Raw genomic sequence first — 17,661 nt, forward strand, 5'->3', positions numbered from 1 at the left:
CCGGCCGCGGGGCGCCCGCTGCGCGCTCGGGCGTCCCGCGGCCGCCGGATCAGGCCGCGTGCTCGGCCTTCACCTTCGCCGCCAGCTGCGGAGGCATCGGCTCGTGCCGCACGTACGACCGGCCGAACTGCCCGGTGCCGTGCGAGATGGAGCGCAGGTCGATCGCGTACCGGCTGATCTCGATCTCCGGCACCTCGGCGCGCACCGACGTCCGCCCGGCGCCCACCGGTTCGGTGCCGACCACCCGGCCGCGCCGCGAGGACAGGTCGCTCATCACGCCGCCGACGTACTCGTCGGCCACGATGATCTGCACCTCGGACACCGGCTCGAGGAGGTGGACCTGGGCCGCCGCCGCGGCCTCGCGCAGCGCCAGCGAGCCGGCCATCTGGAAGGCCATGTCGGACGAGTCGACCGAGTGCGCCTTGCCGTCCACCAGCGTCACCCGCAGGTCGACCACCGGGAACCCGGCCGCCACGCCGCGGGCCATCTGCGCCCGCACGCCCTTCTCCACCGACGGGATGAACTGGCGCGGCACCGAACCGCCGAAGACCTTGTCGACGAACTCGAACCCGGCCCCGTTCGGCAGCGGCTCGACCTCGATCTCGCACACCGCGAACTGGCCGTGCCCGCCCGACTGTTTGACGTGCCGGCCGCGACCGGCGGCCTTGCCCGCGAAGGTCTCGCGCAGCGACACCTTGTGCGGGATCGCGTCCACCGCGACGCCGTAGCGGGTGCGCAGCCGGTCGAGGAGGACGTCCACGTGCGCCTCGCCCATGCACCACAGCACCAACTGCCGTGTGTCCGGGTTGTGTTCGAGGCGGAGCGTGGGGTCTTCGGCGACCAGCCGGGCCAGCCCCTGGGACAGCTTGTCCTCGTCCGCCTTGCTGTGCGCCTGGATGGCGACCGGCAGCAGCGGGTCGGGCATCACCCACGGCTCCATCAGCATCGGGTGGTCCTTGTCGGACAGCGTGTCGCCGGTCTCCGCGCGGGTGAGCTTGGCGACCGCCACGACATCGCCCGCGATGCCGCGGCCGAGCTGGCGCTGCGTCTTGCCGAGCGGCGAGGACAGCGCGCCGACCCGCTCGTCGACGTCGTGGTCCTCGTGCCCGCGGTCGGCCAGGCCGTGCCCGGAGACGTGCACGGTCATGTCCGGGCGCAGCGTCCCGGAGAAGACCCGCACCAGGCTGATGCGCCCGACGTACGGGTCGGAGGTCGTCTTGACCACCTCGGCGACCAGCGGGCCCTCGGGGTCGCAGGTCAGCGGCTCGCAGGGCTTGCCCTCGGGGGTGGTGACCGGCGGCACCTCGTGCTCCGGCGGCGTCGGGCAGGCCCGCACGATGCCTTCGAGCAGCTCGATGCTGCCCAGGTTGTTGACCGTCGAGGTCGCCAGGATCGGGTAGAACGAGCCGCGCGAGACGGCCAGCTCCAGGTCGGCGACCAGCGTGTCGACGTCGATCTCCTCGCCGCCGAGGTACCGGTCCATGAGCGATTCGTCCTCGCTCTCCGCGATGACCGCCTCGATCAGCCGGTTGCGGGCCTCCTCGATGAGCGGCAGATGCTCGGGGTCGGGATCGCGGGTTTCCCGGGTGCCGGACGAGTAGTCGTAGACGCGCTGGGTGAGCAGGCCCATCAGGCCCACCACGCTCTCGTCGTCGCCGTGCAGCGGCAGATAGAGCGGCAGCACGCGGTCGGTGTCGCCGTCCCCGAAGACGCGCTGGCAGATCGCCGTCATCTCGTCGAAGTCGGCGCGCGCCGAGTCGAGTTTGGTGACCACGAGCGCGCGCGGCATGCCGACCGCGGCGCATTCGTCCCACAGCATGCGCGTGGAGCCGTCCACGCCGTCGGCCGCGGAGATCACGAAGAGCGCGGCGTCCGCGGCACGCAGGCCGGCCCGCAGGTCGCCGACGAAATCGGCGTACCCGGGGGTGTCGAGCAGGTTGATCTTGACACCGTCGAACTCGACCGGCGCGAGCGACAGCGACACCGAGCGGTGTTGGCGATGCTCGATGTCGTCGAAGTCGGACACCGTGGTTCCGTCCTCGACGCGACCGGGGCGCGTGATGGTTCCGGTCGCCACGAGCAGGGACTCCACGAGCGTCGTTTTTCCGGCGCCCGTGTGGCCGACGAGCACGACGTTGCGTACCTTGCCGGGGCCGTCCACGGCAGGGCCTACGCCTGCGGCCCCGGTTGAACCGCCAGACCTGTCCGCCAATGCGCCCACCTCCTTAAACGTCGTGGAGGTGCGGAAAAGGCCGGGAAGTCGGCCTCTCAAGTCCGCACATCCGGTTCCTCACGGGCAGCTTTCCGCCCAAAGCGGGGCGAGCACAAGAGCGCACGGCCACCCGCCTTCAAGTCTGCGCCCGACAACCCGCCCGGTGCCATCGCGGCGCGCCCGGTGGACGGGGGGACATCACCGTGTGGTCGCGTCAGTACGATGGCGTCACCGGGCGGACCCGGCGTGGGGTCACCGGGATCCCGCGGCGTCCGCGTTTCCACACGGTCCCCAGGCGATCCTTCGGGAAGGCGATGCTCAACAAATACGCACGCGCTTTCTTCACCCGCGTGCTCAATCCGTTCGCGAGCTTCCTCGTCCGCAAGGGGGTCAGCCCCGACACCGTCACCTTGCTGGGCACGCTCGGCGTGGTGGTCGGCGCGCTGATCTTCTTCCCGTTCGGGCATTTCTTCGTCGGCACGCTGGTGATCACCGCGTTCATCTTCTCCGACCTGGTCGACGGCAACATGGCCCGCCAGATCGGCAAGTCCACCAAGTGGGGCGCGTTCCTCGACTCGACGCTCGACCGGGTCGCGGACGCCGCGATCTTCGGCGCGCTGGCGGTCTGGTTCGCGGGCGACGGCGACAACCTGCGGCTGGCCGTGCTGTGCGTGTTCTGCCTGGCCTCCGGCCAGGTCGTCTCGTACACCAAGGCGCGCGCCGAGAGCCTGGGCCTCAAGTGCGACGTGTCCGGCCTGGTCGAACGCGCCGAGCGCCTGGTCGGCGTGCTGGTCGCGACCGGCCTGTCCGGCCTGGGCGTGCCGTGGATCCAGGAGATCGCCCTGTGGGGCATCGCGGTCGGCAGCTTCGTGACCATCTTCCAGCGCATGCTCGCGGTCCGGAAGGAAGCCGACGGCCTGGAGATGACCAGGCCGGGGTCCGCCCCGGAGGGCGGTGGCGCGGCGTGAAGCAGCGCCTGGTCGACGCGGGGTACGGACTGGGCTGGTCGCTGCTCAAATGGCTGCCGGAGCCGGTGGCGGCAACGGCGTTCAACGGCATCGCGGACGCCGTCTGGTACCGGCGCGGCGACAGCGTCGAGCAGCTGGAGAAGAACCTGCGGCGGGTGCTGCCCGACGCCTCCGACGCGGAGATCCGCGCGGTCTCCCGCAAGGGCATGCGGTCCTACCTGCGCTACTTCCAGGAAGCCTTCCGGCTGCCGGTCTGGGACGAGAAGACCGTCCTCGAGCGCATGACGCTGGACCACCTGGACCGCCTCGAAGAGGCCTCCGCGCGCGGCAAGGGCGTCATCTTCGCGCTGCCGCACATGGGCAACTGGGACCTGGCCGGCGCCGCGATCACCGCGCGCGGCTACCCGTTCACCACGGTCGCCGAGCGGCTCAAGCCCGAGTCGCTGTACGAGCGGTTCCTGGACTACCGCACCTCGCTGGGCATGGAGGTGCTGCCGCTGACCGGCGGCGACGGCAACACCTTCGGGGTGCTGGCCCGGCGGCTGCGCGAGGGCCGGCTGATCTGCCTGCTCGCGGACCGCGACCTGACCCGCAACGGCATCCCGGTGGAGTTCTTCGGCGAGGAGACCCGGATGCCGGCCGGGCCCGCGGCGCTCGCGCTGCAGACCGGCGCGGCCCTGATCCCGGTCACTCTCGCGTACCGGAAGGTCGGCATCCACGCGACGCTGCACCCGGTGGTCGAGGTGCCGGCGGAAGGCGACCGGAAGGCCAAAATCGCGGCCATGACGCAGGGCGTCGCGGACGCCTTCGCAGCCGGCATCCGCACGCACCCCGAGGACTGGCACATGCTGCAGCGGCTGTGGCTGTCCGACCTGGATGCGGAACGCCTGGCCCGGATCGCGCAGAACGCACCGAAGAACGGGGCCGGCGCGTGAGGATCGGCGTCGTCTGCCCCTACTCGTGGGACGTTCCGGGCGGCGTGCAGTACCACGTCCGCGACCTCGCGAACTGGCTGATCGCCCGCGGGCACGACGTATCGGTGCTGGCCCCGGCCGACGACGACACCCCGCTGCCGCCCTACGTGGTGGGCGCGGGCCGCGCGGTGCCGGTGCGCTACAACGGCTCGGTGGCCCGGCTCAACTTCGGCTTCCTGTCCGCCGCGCGCGTACGCCGCTGGATCCACGACGGCGACTTCGACGTCCTGCACATCCACGAACCGGCCACCCCGAGCCTGTCGCTGCTCGCCTGCTGGTCGGCGTCCGGCCCGGTGGTCGCCACGTTCCACACCTCCAACCCGCGCTCGCGCGCGATGATCGCCGCGTACCCGATCCTGCAGCCTGCACTGGAGAAGATCAGCGCGCGCATCGCGGTGAGCGAGTACGCCCGCCGCACCCTGGTCGAACACCTGGGCGGCGACGCGGTGGTCATCCCCAACGGCGTCGAGGTGGCGTTCTTCGCGGATGCCGCACCCGACCCCGCCTGGCAGGGCACCGCGGTCGCCCCCACCCTCGGCTTCATCGGCCGCATCGACGAACCCCGCAAGGGCCTGCCGGTCCTGATGGCCGCCTTCCCGAAGATCGCCGCCGCCTTCCCCGGCGTACGCCTGCTGGTCGCCGGCCGCGGCGACGCCGAGGAAGCCGCCGAAGACCTCCCGGACGCCCTCCGCGGCCAGGTCACCTTCCTCGGCATGATCAGCGACGCGGAAAAAGCCCGCCTCCTGCGCAGCGTCGACGTCTACGTCGCCCCCAACACCGGCGGCGAGAGCTTCGGCATCATCCTCGTCGAGGCCATGTCGGCGGGCGCCCCCGTCCTGGCCAGCGACCTGGACGCCTTCCGCCAGGTCCTCGACGGCGGCCGGGCCGGCGAACTCTTCGACAACGAGGACGCCGACGCCCTCGCGGACGCCGCCATCACCCTCCTCCGCAACCCGGCCCGCCGCACCGAACTCCGCGACATCGGCAGCCGCCACGTCCGCCGCTACGACTGGGAAACCGTCGGCGCCGACATCCTCGGCGTCTACGAAACCGTCACCGCAGGCGCCGACTCCCTTCTCGGACCGGGGGATTGAACCGATGATGACAGCCGTGTGGATCATCATCGCGGTCGTCGCGGTGGGCATCTACTTGAGCTGGACGGCCGGGCGGCTGGATCGGCTGCATGCTCGGGTGGACTCCACGCGGGCGGCGTTGGATGCGCAGTTGGTGCGGCGGGCTTCGATCGCGTTGGAGATTGCGACGTCGGGGCTGCTGGATCCGGCGAGTTCGCTGGTGCTGGCGGGGGCCGCGCATGATGCGCGGGGGGCGGCCGAGGACGATCGGGAGATAGCGGAGAGCGAGCTGACCCGGGCGCTGCGGATCGTGTTCGAGGAGCCGGGGCAGGTGGAGGACCTGCGGGCCCGGCTCGGTGGGGACGAGCTGGTCGGGGAGCTGCAGACGGCGGTGCGGCGGGTGCCCATGGCGCGGCGGTTCCACAATGACGCCGTACGCTCGGCGCGGGCGGTGCGCCGGCATCGGCTGGTGCGCTACCTGCGGCTGGCCGGTCACGCGCCGTACCCGGTGACGTTCGAGATGGACGACGAGGAGCCGCCGACGCTGCTGCCCGGGGGGACCGCGACCGGCTGATCCGGCCGCGGCAAGGGCCGGGGAGTGGCCGACAGGGTGGGACGGGGTGTCCAGGACCACTTTGCACTCTGTCAAGTGGTCCGGTTTTTCGCCCCCGGAGTGGCACGAAGAAGCAGTACCGATCACCCGTACGATGGAGCCGTTACGTCATCCCCGTCGTGAAGAGGTCCAGCGTGTCCACCACCCCCGAAAGCCCCAAGACCGGCACTGAACTGGTCAAGCGCGGCATGGCCGAGCAGCTCAAGGGCGGTGTGATCATGGACGTGGTCAACGCCGAGCAGGCCAAGATCGCCGAGGACGCCGGTGCGGTCGCGGTCATGGCCCTCGAGCGGGTCCCCGCGGACATCCGCAAGGACGGCGGCGTCGCCCGCATGTCCGACCCCGACATGATCGACGGCATCATCGAGGCCGTCTCGATCCCGGTCATGGCCAAGGCCCGCATCGGCCACTTCGTCGAGGCCCAGGTCCTGCAGTCGCTCGGTGTCGACTACATCGACGAGTCCGAGGTGCTGACCCCGGCCGACGAGGCCAACCACATCAACAAGTGGAAGTTCACCACCCCCTTCGTCTGCGGTGCCACCAACCTGGGCGAGGCGCTGCGCCGCATCGCCGAGGGCGCGGCCATGATCCGGTCGAAGGGCGAGGCCGGCACCGGCAACGTCGTCGAGGCGACCCGCCACATGCGCACCATCCTGGGCGACATCAAGAAGCTTGCGGCCCTGGACGAGGACGAGCTCTTCGTCGCCGCGAAGAACCTCCAGGCGCCGTACGCGCTGGTCAAGGAGGTCGCCGAGCTCGGCAAGCTGCCCGTCGTCATGTTCACCGCGGGCGGCATCGCCACCCCGGCCGACGCCGCGATGATGATGCAGCTCGGCGCCGAGGGCGTCTTCGTCGGCTCCGGCATCTTCAAGTCCGGCGACCCGGCCAAGCGCGCCAAGGCCATCGTCGACGCCACGCTGCACTTCGAGGACCCGGAGATCATCGCCAAGGTCTCGCGCGGCCTGGGCGAGGCCATGGTCGGCATCAACATCGACACGCTCCCCGAGTCCGAGCGCTACGCCGGCCGCGGCTGGTGACGACCGCCTGACCAGGCCGTCGTAGAACCCGCAGCATCCCTCCGGGCCCGGTCGCCGTACGGCTGCCGGGCCCGGCCCCGTGCCGCCCCGCGCCCGCCCGCACATCCCGTACAACTCCCTTGAGGTCGCAGTGTCTTCACCCACCATCGGCGTGCTCGCCATCCAAGGCGACGTGCGCGAACACGCCGTCGCCCTCGCCGAGGCCGGCGCGCTGGCCCGCCCGGTGCGCAAGGCCGAGGAGTTCGACGACCTCGACGCGCTGGTGATCCCGGGCGGCGAGTCGACCACCATGTCCAAGCTCGCGCTGTCCTTCGGCCTGTTCGAGCCGCTGCGCGCCCGCGTCAAGGCCGGCATGCCGGTCTACGGCTCGTGCGCCGGCATGATCATGCTGGCCGACAAGATCCTGGACGGCCGCGAGGACCAGGAGACCGTGGGCGGCATCGACATGACCGTGCGCCGCAACGCGTTCGGCCGGCAGAACCAGTCCTTCGAGGCCGACGTCGACTTCGCCCCCACCCCCGACGCGCCGGTGCACGGCGTGTTCATCCGCGCCCCCTGGGTCGAGTCGGTGGGCGCCGGCGTCGAGGTCCTGGCCACGCTGGGCGCCGAGCCGTACGCCGGGCGGATCGTCGCGGTCCGGCAGGGCAACCTGGTCGCCACGTCCTTCCACCCCGAGCTCACCGGCGACCGCCGCGTCCACGCGTACTTCGTGGACCTGGTCCGCGACGCGGTGTGACCCCCGCGTCTCGGTAGGATCATTGCCGTGGCCTCCGGGCCGCGGCATGAACAGGTGACCTGAAGGAGTAGAGGCGGATGTCCGGCCACTCAAAGTGGGCGACCACCAAGCACAAAAAGGCCGTCGTCGACGCCAAGCGCGGCAAGCTCTTCGCCAAGCTCATCAAGAACATCGAGGTGGCGGCGCGGACCGGCGGCGGTGACATCTCCGGGAACCCGACGCTGTACGACGCCATCCAGAAGGCGAAGAAGAGCTCGGTCCCGAACGACAACATCGACCGCGCCGTCAAGCGCGGCTCCGGTGCCGAGGCCGGCGGTGCGGACTACCAGGCGATCACCTACGAGGGCTACGGTCCGAACGGTGTCGCGGTCCTCATCGAATGCCTCACCGACAACCGCAACCGCGCGGCGTCGGACGTCCGCGTGGCCATGACGCGCAACGGCGGCTCGATGGCCGACCCGGGCTCGGTGTCGTACATGTTCACCCGCAAGGGTGTCGTGATCGTGCCCAAGAACGACCTGTCCGAGGACGACGTCCTCGGTGCCGTGCTCGACGCGGGCGCCGAAGAGGTCAACGACCTCGGCGAGGCGTTCGAGGTCGTCAGCGAGGCCTCCGACCTCATCCCGGTGCGCACCGCGCTCCAGGAGGCGGGCATCGACTACGACTCCGCCGAGGCGAACTTCATGCCGAGCGTGACCGTCGAGCTCGACGAAGAGGGCGCCCGCAAGATCTTCCGCCTGATCGAGGCGCTCGAGGACTCCGACGACGTGCAGAACGTCTTCGCGAACTTCGACGTGTCCGACGAGGTCATGGAGAAGATCGACGCCTGAGGCACGCAGCCGGTCCGCGGACCGGCAGGCAACGCGAAACAGGCAACGCGAAAGGGGCCGACCGTACTTGCGGTCGGCCCCTTCGCATGGGGGCACACGTGTGCAGCCGGGCCTACGGGTTGGTGTCGATCACGTACACCAGGAAGCCCACGTACCAGCCCGCGAACAAGGCGCCCGCGACCAGCACGATCCCGACCAGCTTGCGCGGCCAGCCGGCCATGAACTTGGCCAGCGGCAGCACGATCGTGAACGCGGGCAGCATGAACCGCGGCTTGGAATGGAAGAACCACCCGCTGCTGGTGGCCAGCGCCAGGAACATCACGATGCCGCCGTAGATGTGCACCGGCAGCGGCACCTTGCGGTCCCGGAAGGACCACAGCATCAGCGCCACCGACAGCAGGATCACGAAGGTGCACACCACGTAGATCGGCCGGCCCAGGTGGGTCAGGTACTTGGCCATCCACTGGACCGTGCTGACCCCGAAGTCGAACCGCAGGTTGAACGCCCGGTCCTGGATCCAGAACCACGCGTCCCAGCGGTTGCCGACCGTGCCGACCCACGCGATGAACCCGAGCACCCCGATCGGGGCCAGCAGCGTGGCGACCACCGGCCGCCGCGCCTCCCGGCCCAGCAGGCCCACCCGGGTGCCGTCCGCGCGGCGGCTGAAGACCACCTGCAGAGCCGCCACGCCCAGCGCGGCGACCAGCGCGAACGCGGTGTTGCGGGTCAGCCCGGCGAGGATGCACAGCACCAGCGCCGCGGTCCACTCCCGGCGCACGATGGCCAGCAGACCCCAGGACGCGAACGCCACGAACAGCGCCTCGGAGTACACCATCGTCAGCACCATCGAGCCCGGCGCCACCGCCCACAGCAGCGCGAACAGCGTCGCCACCCGGTGGCTGCCGGTCAGCTCCCGGCCCAGCGCGTACAGGCCCCAGGCGGCCACCGCGCCGGACAGCAGCGTCACCACCATGCCGGCGTTCATGCTGTCCAGCCCGGTCACCGCGGACACGAACCGGACCAGGTACGGATAGCCGGGGAAGAACTCGACGTTGACCCAGTACGGCTTCCCGGCGGGCGAGACCGGCAACTTCTCGACATAGCCGTAGTCCGCGATGTCGATGAACCACTCGCCGTCCCACGAGCCGACCATCGACCAGAACGGCTTGCCCGCCGCGCGCGCCATGACCGCCAGCACGAGCAGGTTGAGCCCGCGGGCGATCAGGTAGCCGACGATGGCCGGCAGCGCCGGCCGGATCGCGGTCCGGAACCGCCGCGCGCCCGACACGGCCGCCGCCCGGGCCCGCTCCTTCAGGTCCGCACCCCGCGAGGTCGGATCGGCGGGCAGGGCGTCCGGCGCACCCGGAGTGTCCGGGGCCACCGGCGTGGACGGAGTCGGCATGGCGGTCCTTCGGGGGAGTCCTCGGCACGGGGCGGCCCAGCGGCGCACCCGGGAGTGATCGACCGGACACAGCCTAGGGGACTCGCGCCGCCGGACCGGTCCGACGGGCGTCGGCCCGGCCCGCATCCCCCGAACGGCGCGCGGGCCGGCCCGCGAGGGTCAGGCGGTGTCGCGGGGGAGCGTGTGCAACGGCAGTTCGGGGCGGCCGTCGGGGGCCGCGCTCCACGGCGAACTGCCGTCGGCGATCTCCAGGCGCTTGCGCATCGCCCGGGCGATGCGGTCGGCCTGGACCGCGGCGCGGTCCGCGACAGGACCGGCGAAACGCGCCTCCAGCGCGGCGGACCACAGCTCCATCCAGCGCGCGAAGTGCTCCGCGGTGAGCGGGGACTCGGCGTGCAGCGCGCGGTGCGGCTCCAGCGCATTGCCGCGGTAGCCGCCGCTGCGCAGCAGCGTGGTCTCCCAGAAGTCGGCGAGCCGCGGCAGGTGCGCGGCGAGGTCCATCTGCGCGACGTCGACGAAGACCGGACCGAGCAGGTCGTCCGCGAACGCCTTCGCGTAGAAGTCCTCGAGGAGCGCGATGATGTCCTCGCGGGAACCGATGTCCGGACGCTCCGCCATGCTGTCGGCGGAAGCGGGCGGACGCGGCTGCGCGGGCATGGACACCTCTCGGTCGGGCCGGACGCGGCTTGCGGCGGTGCGGACGAATGCAGACGCCGCAAGCTCGGCAAACGATGCAGACGCAGCAAGCAGAGTCAGCGAAGTACCAGTCCAGGGTACGTGGCGCCGGGTGGCGCGGCGTGGCCTGCCGGGATGTCCGGCCGGCCTCCGCTAGGGTCGGAGCCTGACACGAACAGATGTTCGTATAGCTGGGCCCGGCCCGGGCGGCGCACGGCCGGACGGGTGATGTGACGGGTGACATAAACGGGTGACATAAGGGGGAGTGCCGCGTGCGGGTATTCGGAGTCGACCCCGGTCTGACGCGCTGCGGTCTGGGCGTCGTCGACGGCGGTGTGGGAGCGCCGCTGCGGCTGGTCGAGGCCGGCGTCGTGCGCACCCCCGCGGACGCCGCGATCGACGCCCGCCTGCTGGCCGTCGAACAAGGCATCGAGGAGTGGCTGGACCGGCTCAAGCCGGACTGCGTCGCGGTCGAACGCGTCTTCGCCCAGCACAACGTGCGCACCGTGATGGGCACCGCCCAGGCCTCCGCGGTCGCCATCGTCTGCGCGGCCCGGCGCGGCCTGCCGGTCACCCTGCACACCCCCAGCGAGGTCAAGGCCGCGGTCACCGGCAGCGGCCGTGCCGACAAGGCCCAGATCGGCGCCATGGTGGCGCGCATCCTGCGGCTCGACTCGCCGCCCAAACCCGCCGACGCGGCCGACGCCGTCGCGCTCGCCATCTGCCACATCTGGCGCGGCGGCGCCACGAACCGGCTCGCCGCCGCGGTCGCCGCGGCCCGTACACCGTCCCCGCGCCTGCCGCGCGGTACGCGAGGATGACCCCGTGATCGCCTTTGTCAGCGGCCCCGTCGCCGCCCTCGGCCCCGAACTCGCCGTCGTCGAGGTCGGCGGGATCGGCATGGCCGTCCTGTGCACGCCCGGCACGCTCGCCGGACTCCGGATCGGCGAGTCGGCCCGGCTCTCCACCAGCCTCGTGGTCCGCGAGGACTCCCTCACGTTGTACGGCTTCGCCGACGACGATGAGCGCACCACGTTCGAACTCCTGCAGACCGCAAGCGGCGTGGGCCCGCGCGTCGCGCAGGCGATGCTCGCCGTACACACCCCCGACGCGCTGCGCGCCGCGATCGAGAGCGGCGACGAGAAGGCGCTGACCGCGGTGCCGGGCATCGGCAAGAAGGGCGCCCAGAAGCTGCTCATCGAGCTCAAGGGCCGCCTCGGCGCGCCCACCGGCGGCGCCGGCGCCGCCCGCGTGGGGGCGCCCGTCTCCGTGCACTGGCGCGACCAGCTGCACAGTGCCCTCATCGGCCTGGGCTACGCGACGCGCGAGGCCGACGAAGCGGTGGCCGCGGCCGCCCCGGAAGCCGAGGCCGCGATCGCCGAGGGCGGTACCCCCGACATCGGGCTGCTGCTGCGCACCGCGCTGCGCAGCCTGAACCGCCGATGACGTGTCGGGCGGGTGCGCAAGGATGGCGCGCGGCCCGCAAGCGGCCGGGTCCGGACTACGGCAGGGGCGAGACGGCATGACGCACGACGGGGACCGCCTGGTGACCGCCGAGGCGGACGGCGAGGACCAGGCGGTCGAGGCCGCCCTGCGCCCGCGCAGCCTGGACGAGTTCATCGGCCAGGAACGCGTCCGCGAACAGCTCTCGCTGGTGCTGCGCGCCGCCCGGGCCCGCGGCGGGACGCCCGACCACGTGCTGCTGTCCGGCCCGCCCGGACTCGGCAAGACCACGCTGTCGATGATCATCGCGGCCGAGATGGGCGCCCCGATCCGCATCACCTCGGGCCCGGCCATCCAGCACGCCGGCGACCTCGCCGCCATCCTGTCCTCGCTGGCCGAGGGCGAGGTGCTCTTCCTCGACGAGATCCACCGCATGTCGCGGCCCGCCGAGGAGATGCTCTACATGGCGATGGAGGACTTCCGGGTCGACATCATCGTCGGGAAGGGCCCCGGCGCCACCGCGATCCCGCTCGAGCTGCCGCCCTTCACGCTCGTGGGCGCGACCACCCGGGCCGGCCTCCTGCCGCCGCCGCTGCGCGACCGCTTCGGCTTCACCGGCCACATGGACTTCTACGCACCCGCCGAACTGGAGCGCGTGCTGCACCGCTCGGCGCGGCTGCTGGACGTCCCGGTGGATGCCGAGGGCGCCGCGGAGATCGCCGGGCGCTCGCGCGGCACCCCGCGTATCGCCAACCGGCTGCTGCGCCGCGTGCGCGACTATGCGCAGGTCCGGGCCGACGGGCGGATCAACCGCGAGGTGGCCGCGCTGGCCCTCGACGTGTACGAAGTGGACGCCTGCGGCCTGGACCGGCTCGACCGCGCGGTGCTGCACGCCCTGGTCACCCTCTTCGGCGGCGGCCCGGTCGGGCTGTCCACCCTCGCGGTCGCGGTCGGCGAGGAGACCGAGACGGTCGAGGAGGTCGCCGAGCCGTTCCTGGTGCGCAGCGGGATGCTGGCCCGCACGCCCCGGGGCCGTGTCGCGACCGCGGCCGCCTGGCGGCACCTGGGTCTGGTCGCGCCGCCTACTGCGGCAGGTGGACAGTCCGGGCGTAGGGCGCAGCCGGGATTGTTCGGGGACGAAGGCACCGCGCCTGGTCAGGGGCCGGACGGCGCATTCGGGTGAGCGTCGGGAACGACTGCGCGCCGCGATCGTTGTTCCTTGCGTACCCGTCCGTCTAGACTCCGCCGAGGCCCAAGGTCGGCCTTCATCGCATGTCGTGATCCGAGCCGCATCGCGGCACCGGAAAGGAACCGTTTCCAGCCGTGGACATCCTCAGCCTTCTGCCCATCCTGCTCATCTTCGTCGTGATCTATTTCTTCATGATCAAGCCGGCGAAGAAGCGCCAGCAGGAGGCGGTCCAGACGCAGAACTCGTTGCGCCCCGGATCGGAGGTCCGTACCATCGCGGGTCTCTTCGCGACCGTGAGCGAGGTCGAGGACGACTCTGTGATCCTCGAGATCGCGCCGGGCGTGCACAGCCGCTACCTCAAGAGCGCCATCGCCGCCGTGCTCAGCACCGGTGACGACGAGGACGACGACGACACCGTCGGCGACCACGAGGGCACCGGCTCGGACGACGGCGCGGACCGCGCCGAGGGCGCCGAGACGATCGATCTGGACAAGAAGCCGGAGAGCGGGTCGGCCGACGGTGGCAACGGCGACCGTCCGCGTACGGACGGCTAGTTCGTCCCGCGTAGAGCACCTAGGCGGCGGTCCGCAGGGCCGCCGCCGGCAATACAGTCATGTCCAGGCCACGGATGCACCCGGACAAGGGTCCGGGCGCTGTGCCGTGATCCGGTGACGCACGTGGTTCCGGATCGGCACCAACAGGGAGATGGGCGAAGGTGGCAGCACCGAAATCAAGCACACGAGGGCACCCGGGGCGGGCCCTGGTCTTCATCACGGTGGTCATCGCCGCCCTCTACGGGATCATGTTCGCGACCGGCGACACGACGCCGCGGCTCGGCATCGACCTGGCAGGCGGCACGAGCGTCACGCTCAAGGCCAAGCCGGATGCGGGCGGCAGCAAGAGCGCCGTCAACGCGGAGAACATGAACACCGCGGTCCAGATCATCCGGGACCGCGTCAACGCGTTCGGTGTGTCCGAGGCCGAGGTGCAGACCCAGGGCAGCGAGCACATCGTCATCAACATCCCCAAGGGGAAGGGCGAGGCGGAAGCCGCCAAGCAGGTCGGCCAGACCGCCAAGCTGTACTTCCGCCCGGTGCTGCAGACCGAGTACCAGCCGGACACGCCGCCCACCACCCCGGCGACCACGCCGCCCGCGAGCACGCCGCCGGCATCGAACCCGCCGCAGGGCCAGGGCGCCGCGACCACGCCGCCGTCCGCCTCGCCCCCGGCGACCACGCCGGCCGCGACCGGGACCGGGGCCGCCAAGGCCACCGCGACCGCCACGGCGTCCGCGAAGGCGACCGGCACCGCGACGGCGAAGCCGCAGAGCCGGGTCATCCCGGACCTGAAGCAGGACACCCCGTCGCCGACGCCGCCCGCGGCGAACACGCCCGGCGCGCCGGCCACCACGCCGCCGCCGATCGACATGACGCAGCCGGTCACGCCGCCGTCGAGCAACGGCGCGGGCGCGGACCTGACCAAGTACGGCGTCACGCCGGAGCTCCAGGCCCAGTTCACCGCGCTCAACTGCGCGGACCCGGCCCAGCGCGGCGTCGGCAACCAGACCGACCCGACCAAGCCGACCGTGGCGTGCTCGGCCAAGCCGCAGAACGGTACGTACGAGAAGTACATCCTCGGCCCGGCCGCGATCGACGGCACGGACCTCTCCTCGTCGAACGCGCAGCTGCCCACCGGCCCCGGCCAGATCGGCGGCTGGGAGGTCGCGCTCAAGTTCGACGGCACCGGCACCGACAAGTTCACCAAGATCACCGGTGACCTCGCCGAGGGCCAGTACCCGACGAACCGCTTCGCGGTCGAGCTGGACGGCGTCGTGGTCGTCGCGCCCACCGTCTCCACCGAGCTGCCGGGCGGCCAGGCGGTCATCACCGGCGACTTCAGCCAGAAGGAAGCCAAGAACCTCGCCAACGTCCTCAAGTACGGCGCGCTGCCGCTGTCCTTCGAGATGAGCGAGGTCTCCAAGGTCTCCGCGGCGCTGGGCTCCGACCAGCTGCGCGGCGGCCTGATCGCCGGTGCGATCGGCCTCTTCCTGGTCGCGCTGTACTCGATCATGTACTACCGCGGCCTCGGCGTGGTCAGCCTCGTCAGCCTCGCCATCTCCGGTCTGCTGACCTACGCGATCATGTGCCTCCTCGGCCGCGGCATCGGGTTCGCGCTGAACCTCCCCGCGGTCTGCGGCGCCATCGCGGCGATCGGCATCACCGCCGACTCGTTCATCGTCTACTTCGAGCGCATCCGCGACGAGGTACGCGAGGGCAAGTCGCTGCAGCCGGCCGTGGCCCGGGCCTGGCCGCGCGCCCGGCGCACCATCCTGGTGTCCGACTTCGTGTCGTTCCTGGCCGCCGCCGTCCTGTACTGGGTGTCGGTCGGCAAGGTGAAGGGCTTCGCGTTCACGCTGGGCCTGACCACGCTGCTCGACGTCGTGGTGGTGTTCCTGTTCACCAAGCCGCTCATGGTGATCCTGGCGCGCAAGAAGTTCTTTGCGTCCGGGCACCCGTGGTCGGGTCTCGACCCGGCACGCCTCGGCGCCAAGCGCCCCCTGGCGTACCGCGCGACCCGCCGGCCCCGCGCCAACGTCGAACCCAAGGAGGCATGATGGCGGGCCTCTCCAGCCTGCGGACCATCGGCCACCGGCTGTACACCGGCGAGGTCGAGTACGACTTCGTCGGCCGCAAGAAGAAGTGGTACGCGCTCTCCGCGCTCATCCTCATACTGGCCGTCGGCGGCCTGCTGGGCCGCGGCCTGTCGCAGGGCATCGAGTTCAAGGGCGGGGCGGTCTACACCGTCAACCAGGGCGGCATCTCGGTCGCCCAGGCGCACGAGGCCATAGAGGAGTTCCGGGGCGAGCACGAGCCGATCATCCAGAAGGTCGGCAAGGAGCAGGTCCGGATCCAGATCGCCAGCAAGGACACCGGCAAGTTCAACGAGATCCGCGATGCGCTCAGCGCCAAGCTGGGCGTCCCCGCGGACAAGGTGGACGCCGAACTCGTCGGTCCCAGCTGGGGCAAGGAGATCTCCAACAAGGCCTTGCAGGGCCTGCTGATCTTCATGGTCCTGGTGACGATCTACCTGGCCGTGGCCTTCGAATGGCGAATGGCCATCGCGGCCCTGGTCGCGCTCGTGCACGACATCGTCATCACGATCGGCGTCTACGCGCTGGTCGGATTCGAGGTCACGCCCGGTACGGTCATCGGTCTGCTGACCATCCTCGGTTACTCCTTGTACGACACCGTCGTCGTGTTCGACACGGTGAAGGAGACCACCCGGGGCATCACCAAGCAGAACAAGATGACCTTCAGCGAGGCCGCCAACCGAGGCCTGAACCAGACCCTGGTCCGGTCCATCAACACCTCGGTCGTCGCGCTGCTGCCGGTCGCGTCGCTGCTGTTCGTCGGCGGCGGCCTGCTCGGGGCGGGCATGCTCAAGGACATCGCGCTGTCGCTGTTCGTGGGTCTGGCCGCCGGTGCGTTCTCGTCGATCTTCATCGCCACCCCGCTGTACGCCGACCTCAAGGAGCGCACGCCGGAGATGCGCGCGCTGGCCAAGCGCGTCGAGCAGCACCGTGCGGCGCAGGCCAAGGCCGCCGCGCGCGGCGAGGCGGGCGATGCGGCCGAGGCGTCCGACGCGCCGGCCGACGGCGACGCGGACGACCAGGACGGCGACGACGGGGAACCCGCGGGCGCGGGTTCGGCCGGCTCCGGCGGCATCCGCCGCCAGCCCGCCCGGAACCGCCGCGCAGGCCGCCCGAGCGGCAAGCGCAAGCACTGATCACCGGTGACCGGGTGACGCGACAGGCCGGCTTCCCGCCCGCCCGTCCGTCACCCGGTCACCGCCGTTTTTGGGGAAGGACACCCTCACCGTGGAACTCCGCGACCTGCTGGACAGCCGCATCCGCGACGTTCCGGACTGGCCCAAGCCCGGCGTGGTCTTCAAGGACATCTCGCCGATGCTCGCCGACCCCGAGGCCTTCGCCGCGCTCGTGGACGCGCTGGCCGAGCAGTGCTCCGCGGCCGGCGTCGACAAGGTCGTGGGCATCGAGGCGCGCGGCTTCATCCTGGCCGCCCCGGTCGCCTACCGGGCCGGCGCCGGGTTCGTCCCGGTCCGCAAGCAGGGCAAGCTGCCGTGCGCCACGTACGCGCAGAGCTACGACCTCGAATACGGCTCCGCCACGCTCGAGGTGCACCAGGACGCCTTCGCCCCGGGCGAACGCGTCCTGGTGATCGACGACGTGCTCGCCACCGGCGGCACCGTGGCCGCCACCATCGACCTGGTGCGCCGCACCGGCGCCGAGGTCGCAGGCGTGTCGGTGCTGCTGGAGCTGGGCTTCCTGCCCGGCCGCGCCAAGCTCGCGGGCCTGCTCCCGGACGAGAGCGTACGGTCCTTCATCACCGTCTGACGCGGCCCCTGAGCGCCTGCTCCGGCCGACATCCCTGCGCGGAGGCGAACCCGCGGTGGACCGCTCTCGTTACGATGGAGGTCCACTGAGGTTTT

General features: G+C 71.4%; 17 protein-coding genes. 14 read left to right on the forward strand and 3 right to left on the reverse strand.

Annotated features, from left to right (window positions below):
* Positions 1-49: 49 nt before the first annotated feature.
* A complete protein-coding gene (locus tag LZ495_RS17620) occupies positions 50-2,212 on the reverse strand; it encodes an elongation factor G-like protein EF-G2 (protein ID WP_235053184.1) in 2,163 nt (720 codons plus the stop codon).
* 314 nt (positions 2,213-2,526) lie between these two features.
* On the opposite strand from LZ495_RS17620, the gene pgsA reads away from it, so the two are divergent.
* From pgsA to LZ495_RS17655, 7 genes are all read left to right on the forward strand, one after another.
* The gene (pgsA, locus tag LZ495_RS17625; protein WP_235053185.1) at positions 2,527-3,180 is read left to right on the forward strand and encodes a phosphatidylinositol phosphate synthase; all 654 of its coding nucleotides are present in this window, start codon (positions 2,527-2,529) and stop codon (positions 3,178-3,180) included.
* Entirely contained in the window at positions 3,177-4,115 is a 939-nt protein-coding gene (locus LZ495_RS17630; RefSeq protein ID WP_235053186.1) for a phosphatidylinositol mannoside acyltransferase, read from the forward strand. The genes pgsA and LZ495_RS17630 overlap by 4 nt, the downstream gene beginning before the upstream one ends.
* Positions 4,112-5,248 (forward strand): glycosyltransferase family 4 protein, encoded by a 1,137-nt coding sequence (locus LZ495_RS17635; RefSeq protein ID WP_235053187.1) that lies wholly within the window; start codon positions 4,112-4,114, stop codon positions 5,246-5,248. The genes LZ495_RS17630 and LZ495_RS17635 overlap by 4 nt, the downstream gene beginning before the upstream one ends.
* A 4-nt stretch (positions 5,249-5,252) precedes the next feature.
* Complete coding sequence (locus LZ495_RS17640) at positions 5,253-5,801, forward strand: LemA family protein (protein WP_235053188.1); 549 nt, start codon at positions 5,253-5,255, stop codon at positions 5,799-5,801.
* Positions 5,802-5,974: 173 nt separating this feature from the next.
* On the forward strand, positions 5,975-6,877 hold the full coding sequence (gene pdxS / locus LZ495_RS17645; protein ID WP_308268278.1) for a pyridoxal 5'-phosphate synthase lyase subunit PdxS: 903 nt from the start codon (positions 5,975-5,977) through the stop codon (positions 6,875-6,877).
* A gap of 130 nt (positions 6,878-7,007) precedes the next feature.
* A complete protein-coding gene (gene pdxT, locus LZ495_RS17650) occupies positions 7,008-7,613 on the forward strand; it encodes a pyridoxal 5'-phosphate synthase glutaminase subunit PdxT (protein ID WP_235053189.1) in 606 nt (201 codons plus the stop codon).
* A gap of 77 nt (positions 7,614-7,690) precedes the next feature.
* Entirely contained in the window at positions 7,691-8,443 is a 753-nt protein-coding gene (locus LZ495_RS17655; protein WP_235053190.1) for a YebC/PmpR family DNA-binding transcriptional regulator, read from the forward strand.
* Between the two features lie 112 nt (positions 8,444-8,555).
* Here the strand turns inward: LZ495_RS17655 and LZ495_RS17660 are convergent, their stop codons facing one another.
* Positions 8,556-9,845, reverse strand: coding sequence for a mannosyltransferase family protein (locus LZ495_RS17660; protein WP_235053191.1), 1,290 nt, complete (start codon positions 9,843-9,845; stop codon positions 8,556-8,558).
* 159 nt (positions 9,846-10,004) lie between these two features.
* On the reverse strand, positions 10,005-10,463 hold the full coding sequence (locus tag LZ495_RS17665; protein ID WP_235053192.1) for a group III truncated hemoglobin: 459 nt from the start codon (positions 10,461-10,463) through the stop codon (positions 10,005-10,007).
* Positions 10,464-10,792: 329 nt separating this feature from the next.
* Here LZ495_RS17665 and ruvC point away from each other — a divergent pair, with 329 nt between their 5' ends.
* The 7 genes from ruvC (at position 10,793) to LZ495_RS17700 (ending at position 17,566) form a co-directional block, all read left to right on the forward strand.
* Positions 10,793-11,341 (forward strand): crossover junction endodeoxyribonuclease RuvC, encoded by a 549-nt coding sequence (ruvC, locus tag LZ495_RS17670; RefSeq protein ID WP_235053193.1) that lies wholly within the window; start codon positions 10,793-10,795, stop codon positions 11,339-11,341.
* Positions 11,342-11,345: 4 nt separating this feature from the next.
* The gene (gene ruvA, locus LZ495_RS17675; protein ID WP_235053194.1) at positions 11,346-11,966 is read left to right on the forward strand and encodes a Holliday junction branch migration protein RuvA; all 621 of its coding nucleotides are present in this window, start codon (positions 11,346-11,348) and stop codon (positions 11,964-11,966) included.
* 76 nt (positions 11,967-12,042) lie between these two features.
* A complete protein-coding gene (ruvB, locus tag LZ495_RS17680; protein WP_235053195.1) occupies positions 12,043-13,146 on the forward strand; it encodes a Holliday junction branch migration DNA helicase RuvB in 1,104 nt (367 codons plus the stop codon).
* A gap of 140 nt (positions 13,147-13,286) precedes the next feature.
* Entirely contained in the window at positions 13,287-13,706 is a 420-nt protein-coding gene (gene yajC, locus LZ495_RS17685; RefSeq protein WP_235053196.1) for a preprotein translocase subunit YajC, read from the forward strand.
* Between the two features lie 161 nt (positions 13,707-13,867).
* Positions 13,868-15,766 (forward strand): protein translocase subunit SecD, encoded by a 1,899-nt coding sequence (gene secD / locus LZ495_RS17690; protein ID WP_235053197.1) that lies wholly within the window; start codon positions 13,868-13,870, stop codon positions 15,764-15,766.
* Complete coding sequence (gene secF, locus LZ495_RS17695; RefSeq protein WP_235053198.1) at positions 15,763-16,938, forward strand: protein translocase subunit SecF; 1,176 nt, start codon at positions 15,763-15,765, stop codon at positions 16,936-16,938. The genes secD and secF overlap by 4 nt, the downstream gene beginning before the upstream one ends.
* 91 nt (positions 16,939-17,029) lie before the next feature.
* Positions 17,030-17,566 (forward strand): adenine phosphoribosyltransferase, encoded by a 537-nt coding sequence (locus LZ495_RS17700; RefSeq protein ID WP_235053199.1) that lies wholly within the window; start codon positions 17,030-17,032, stop codon positions 17,564-17,566.
* Positions 17,567-17,661 lie beyond the last annotated feature (95 nt).

This window comes from Yinghuangia soli, assembly GCF_021502675.1.
Lineage (GTDB): Bacteria > Actinomycetota > Actinomycetes > Streptomycetales > Streptomycetaceae > Yinghuangia > Yinghuangia soli.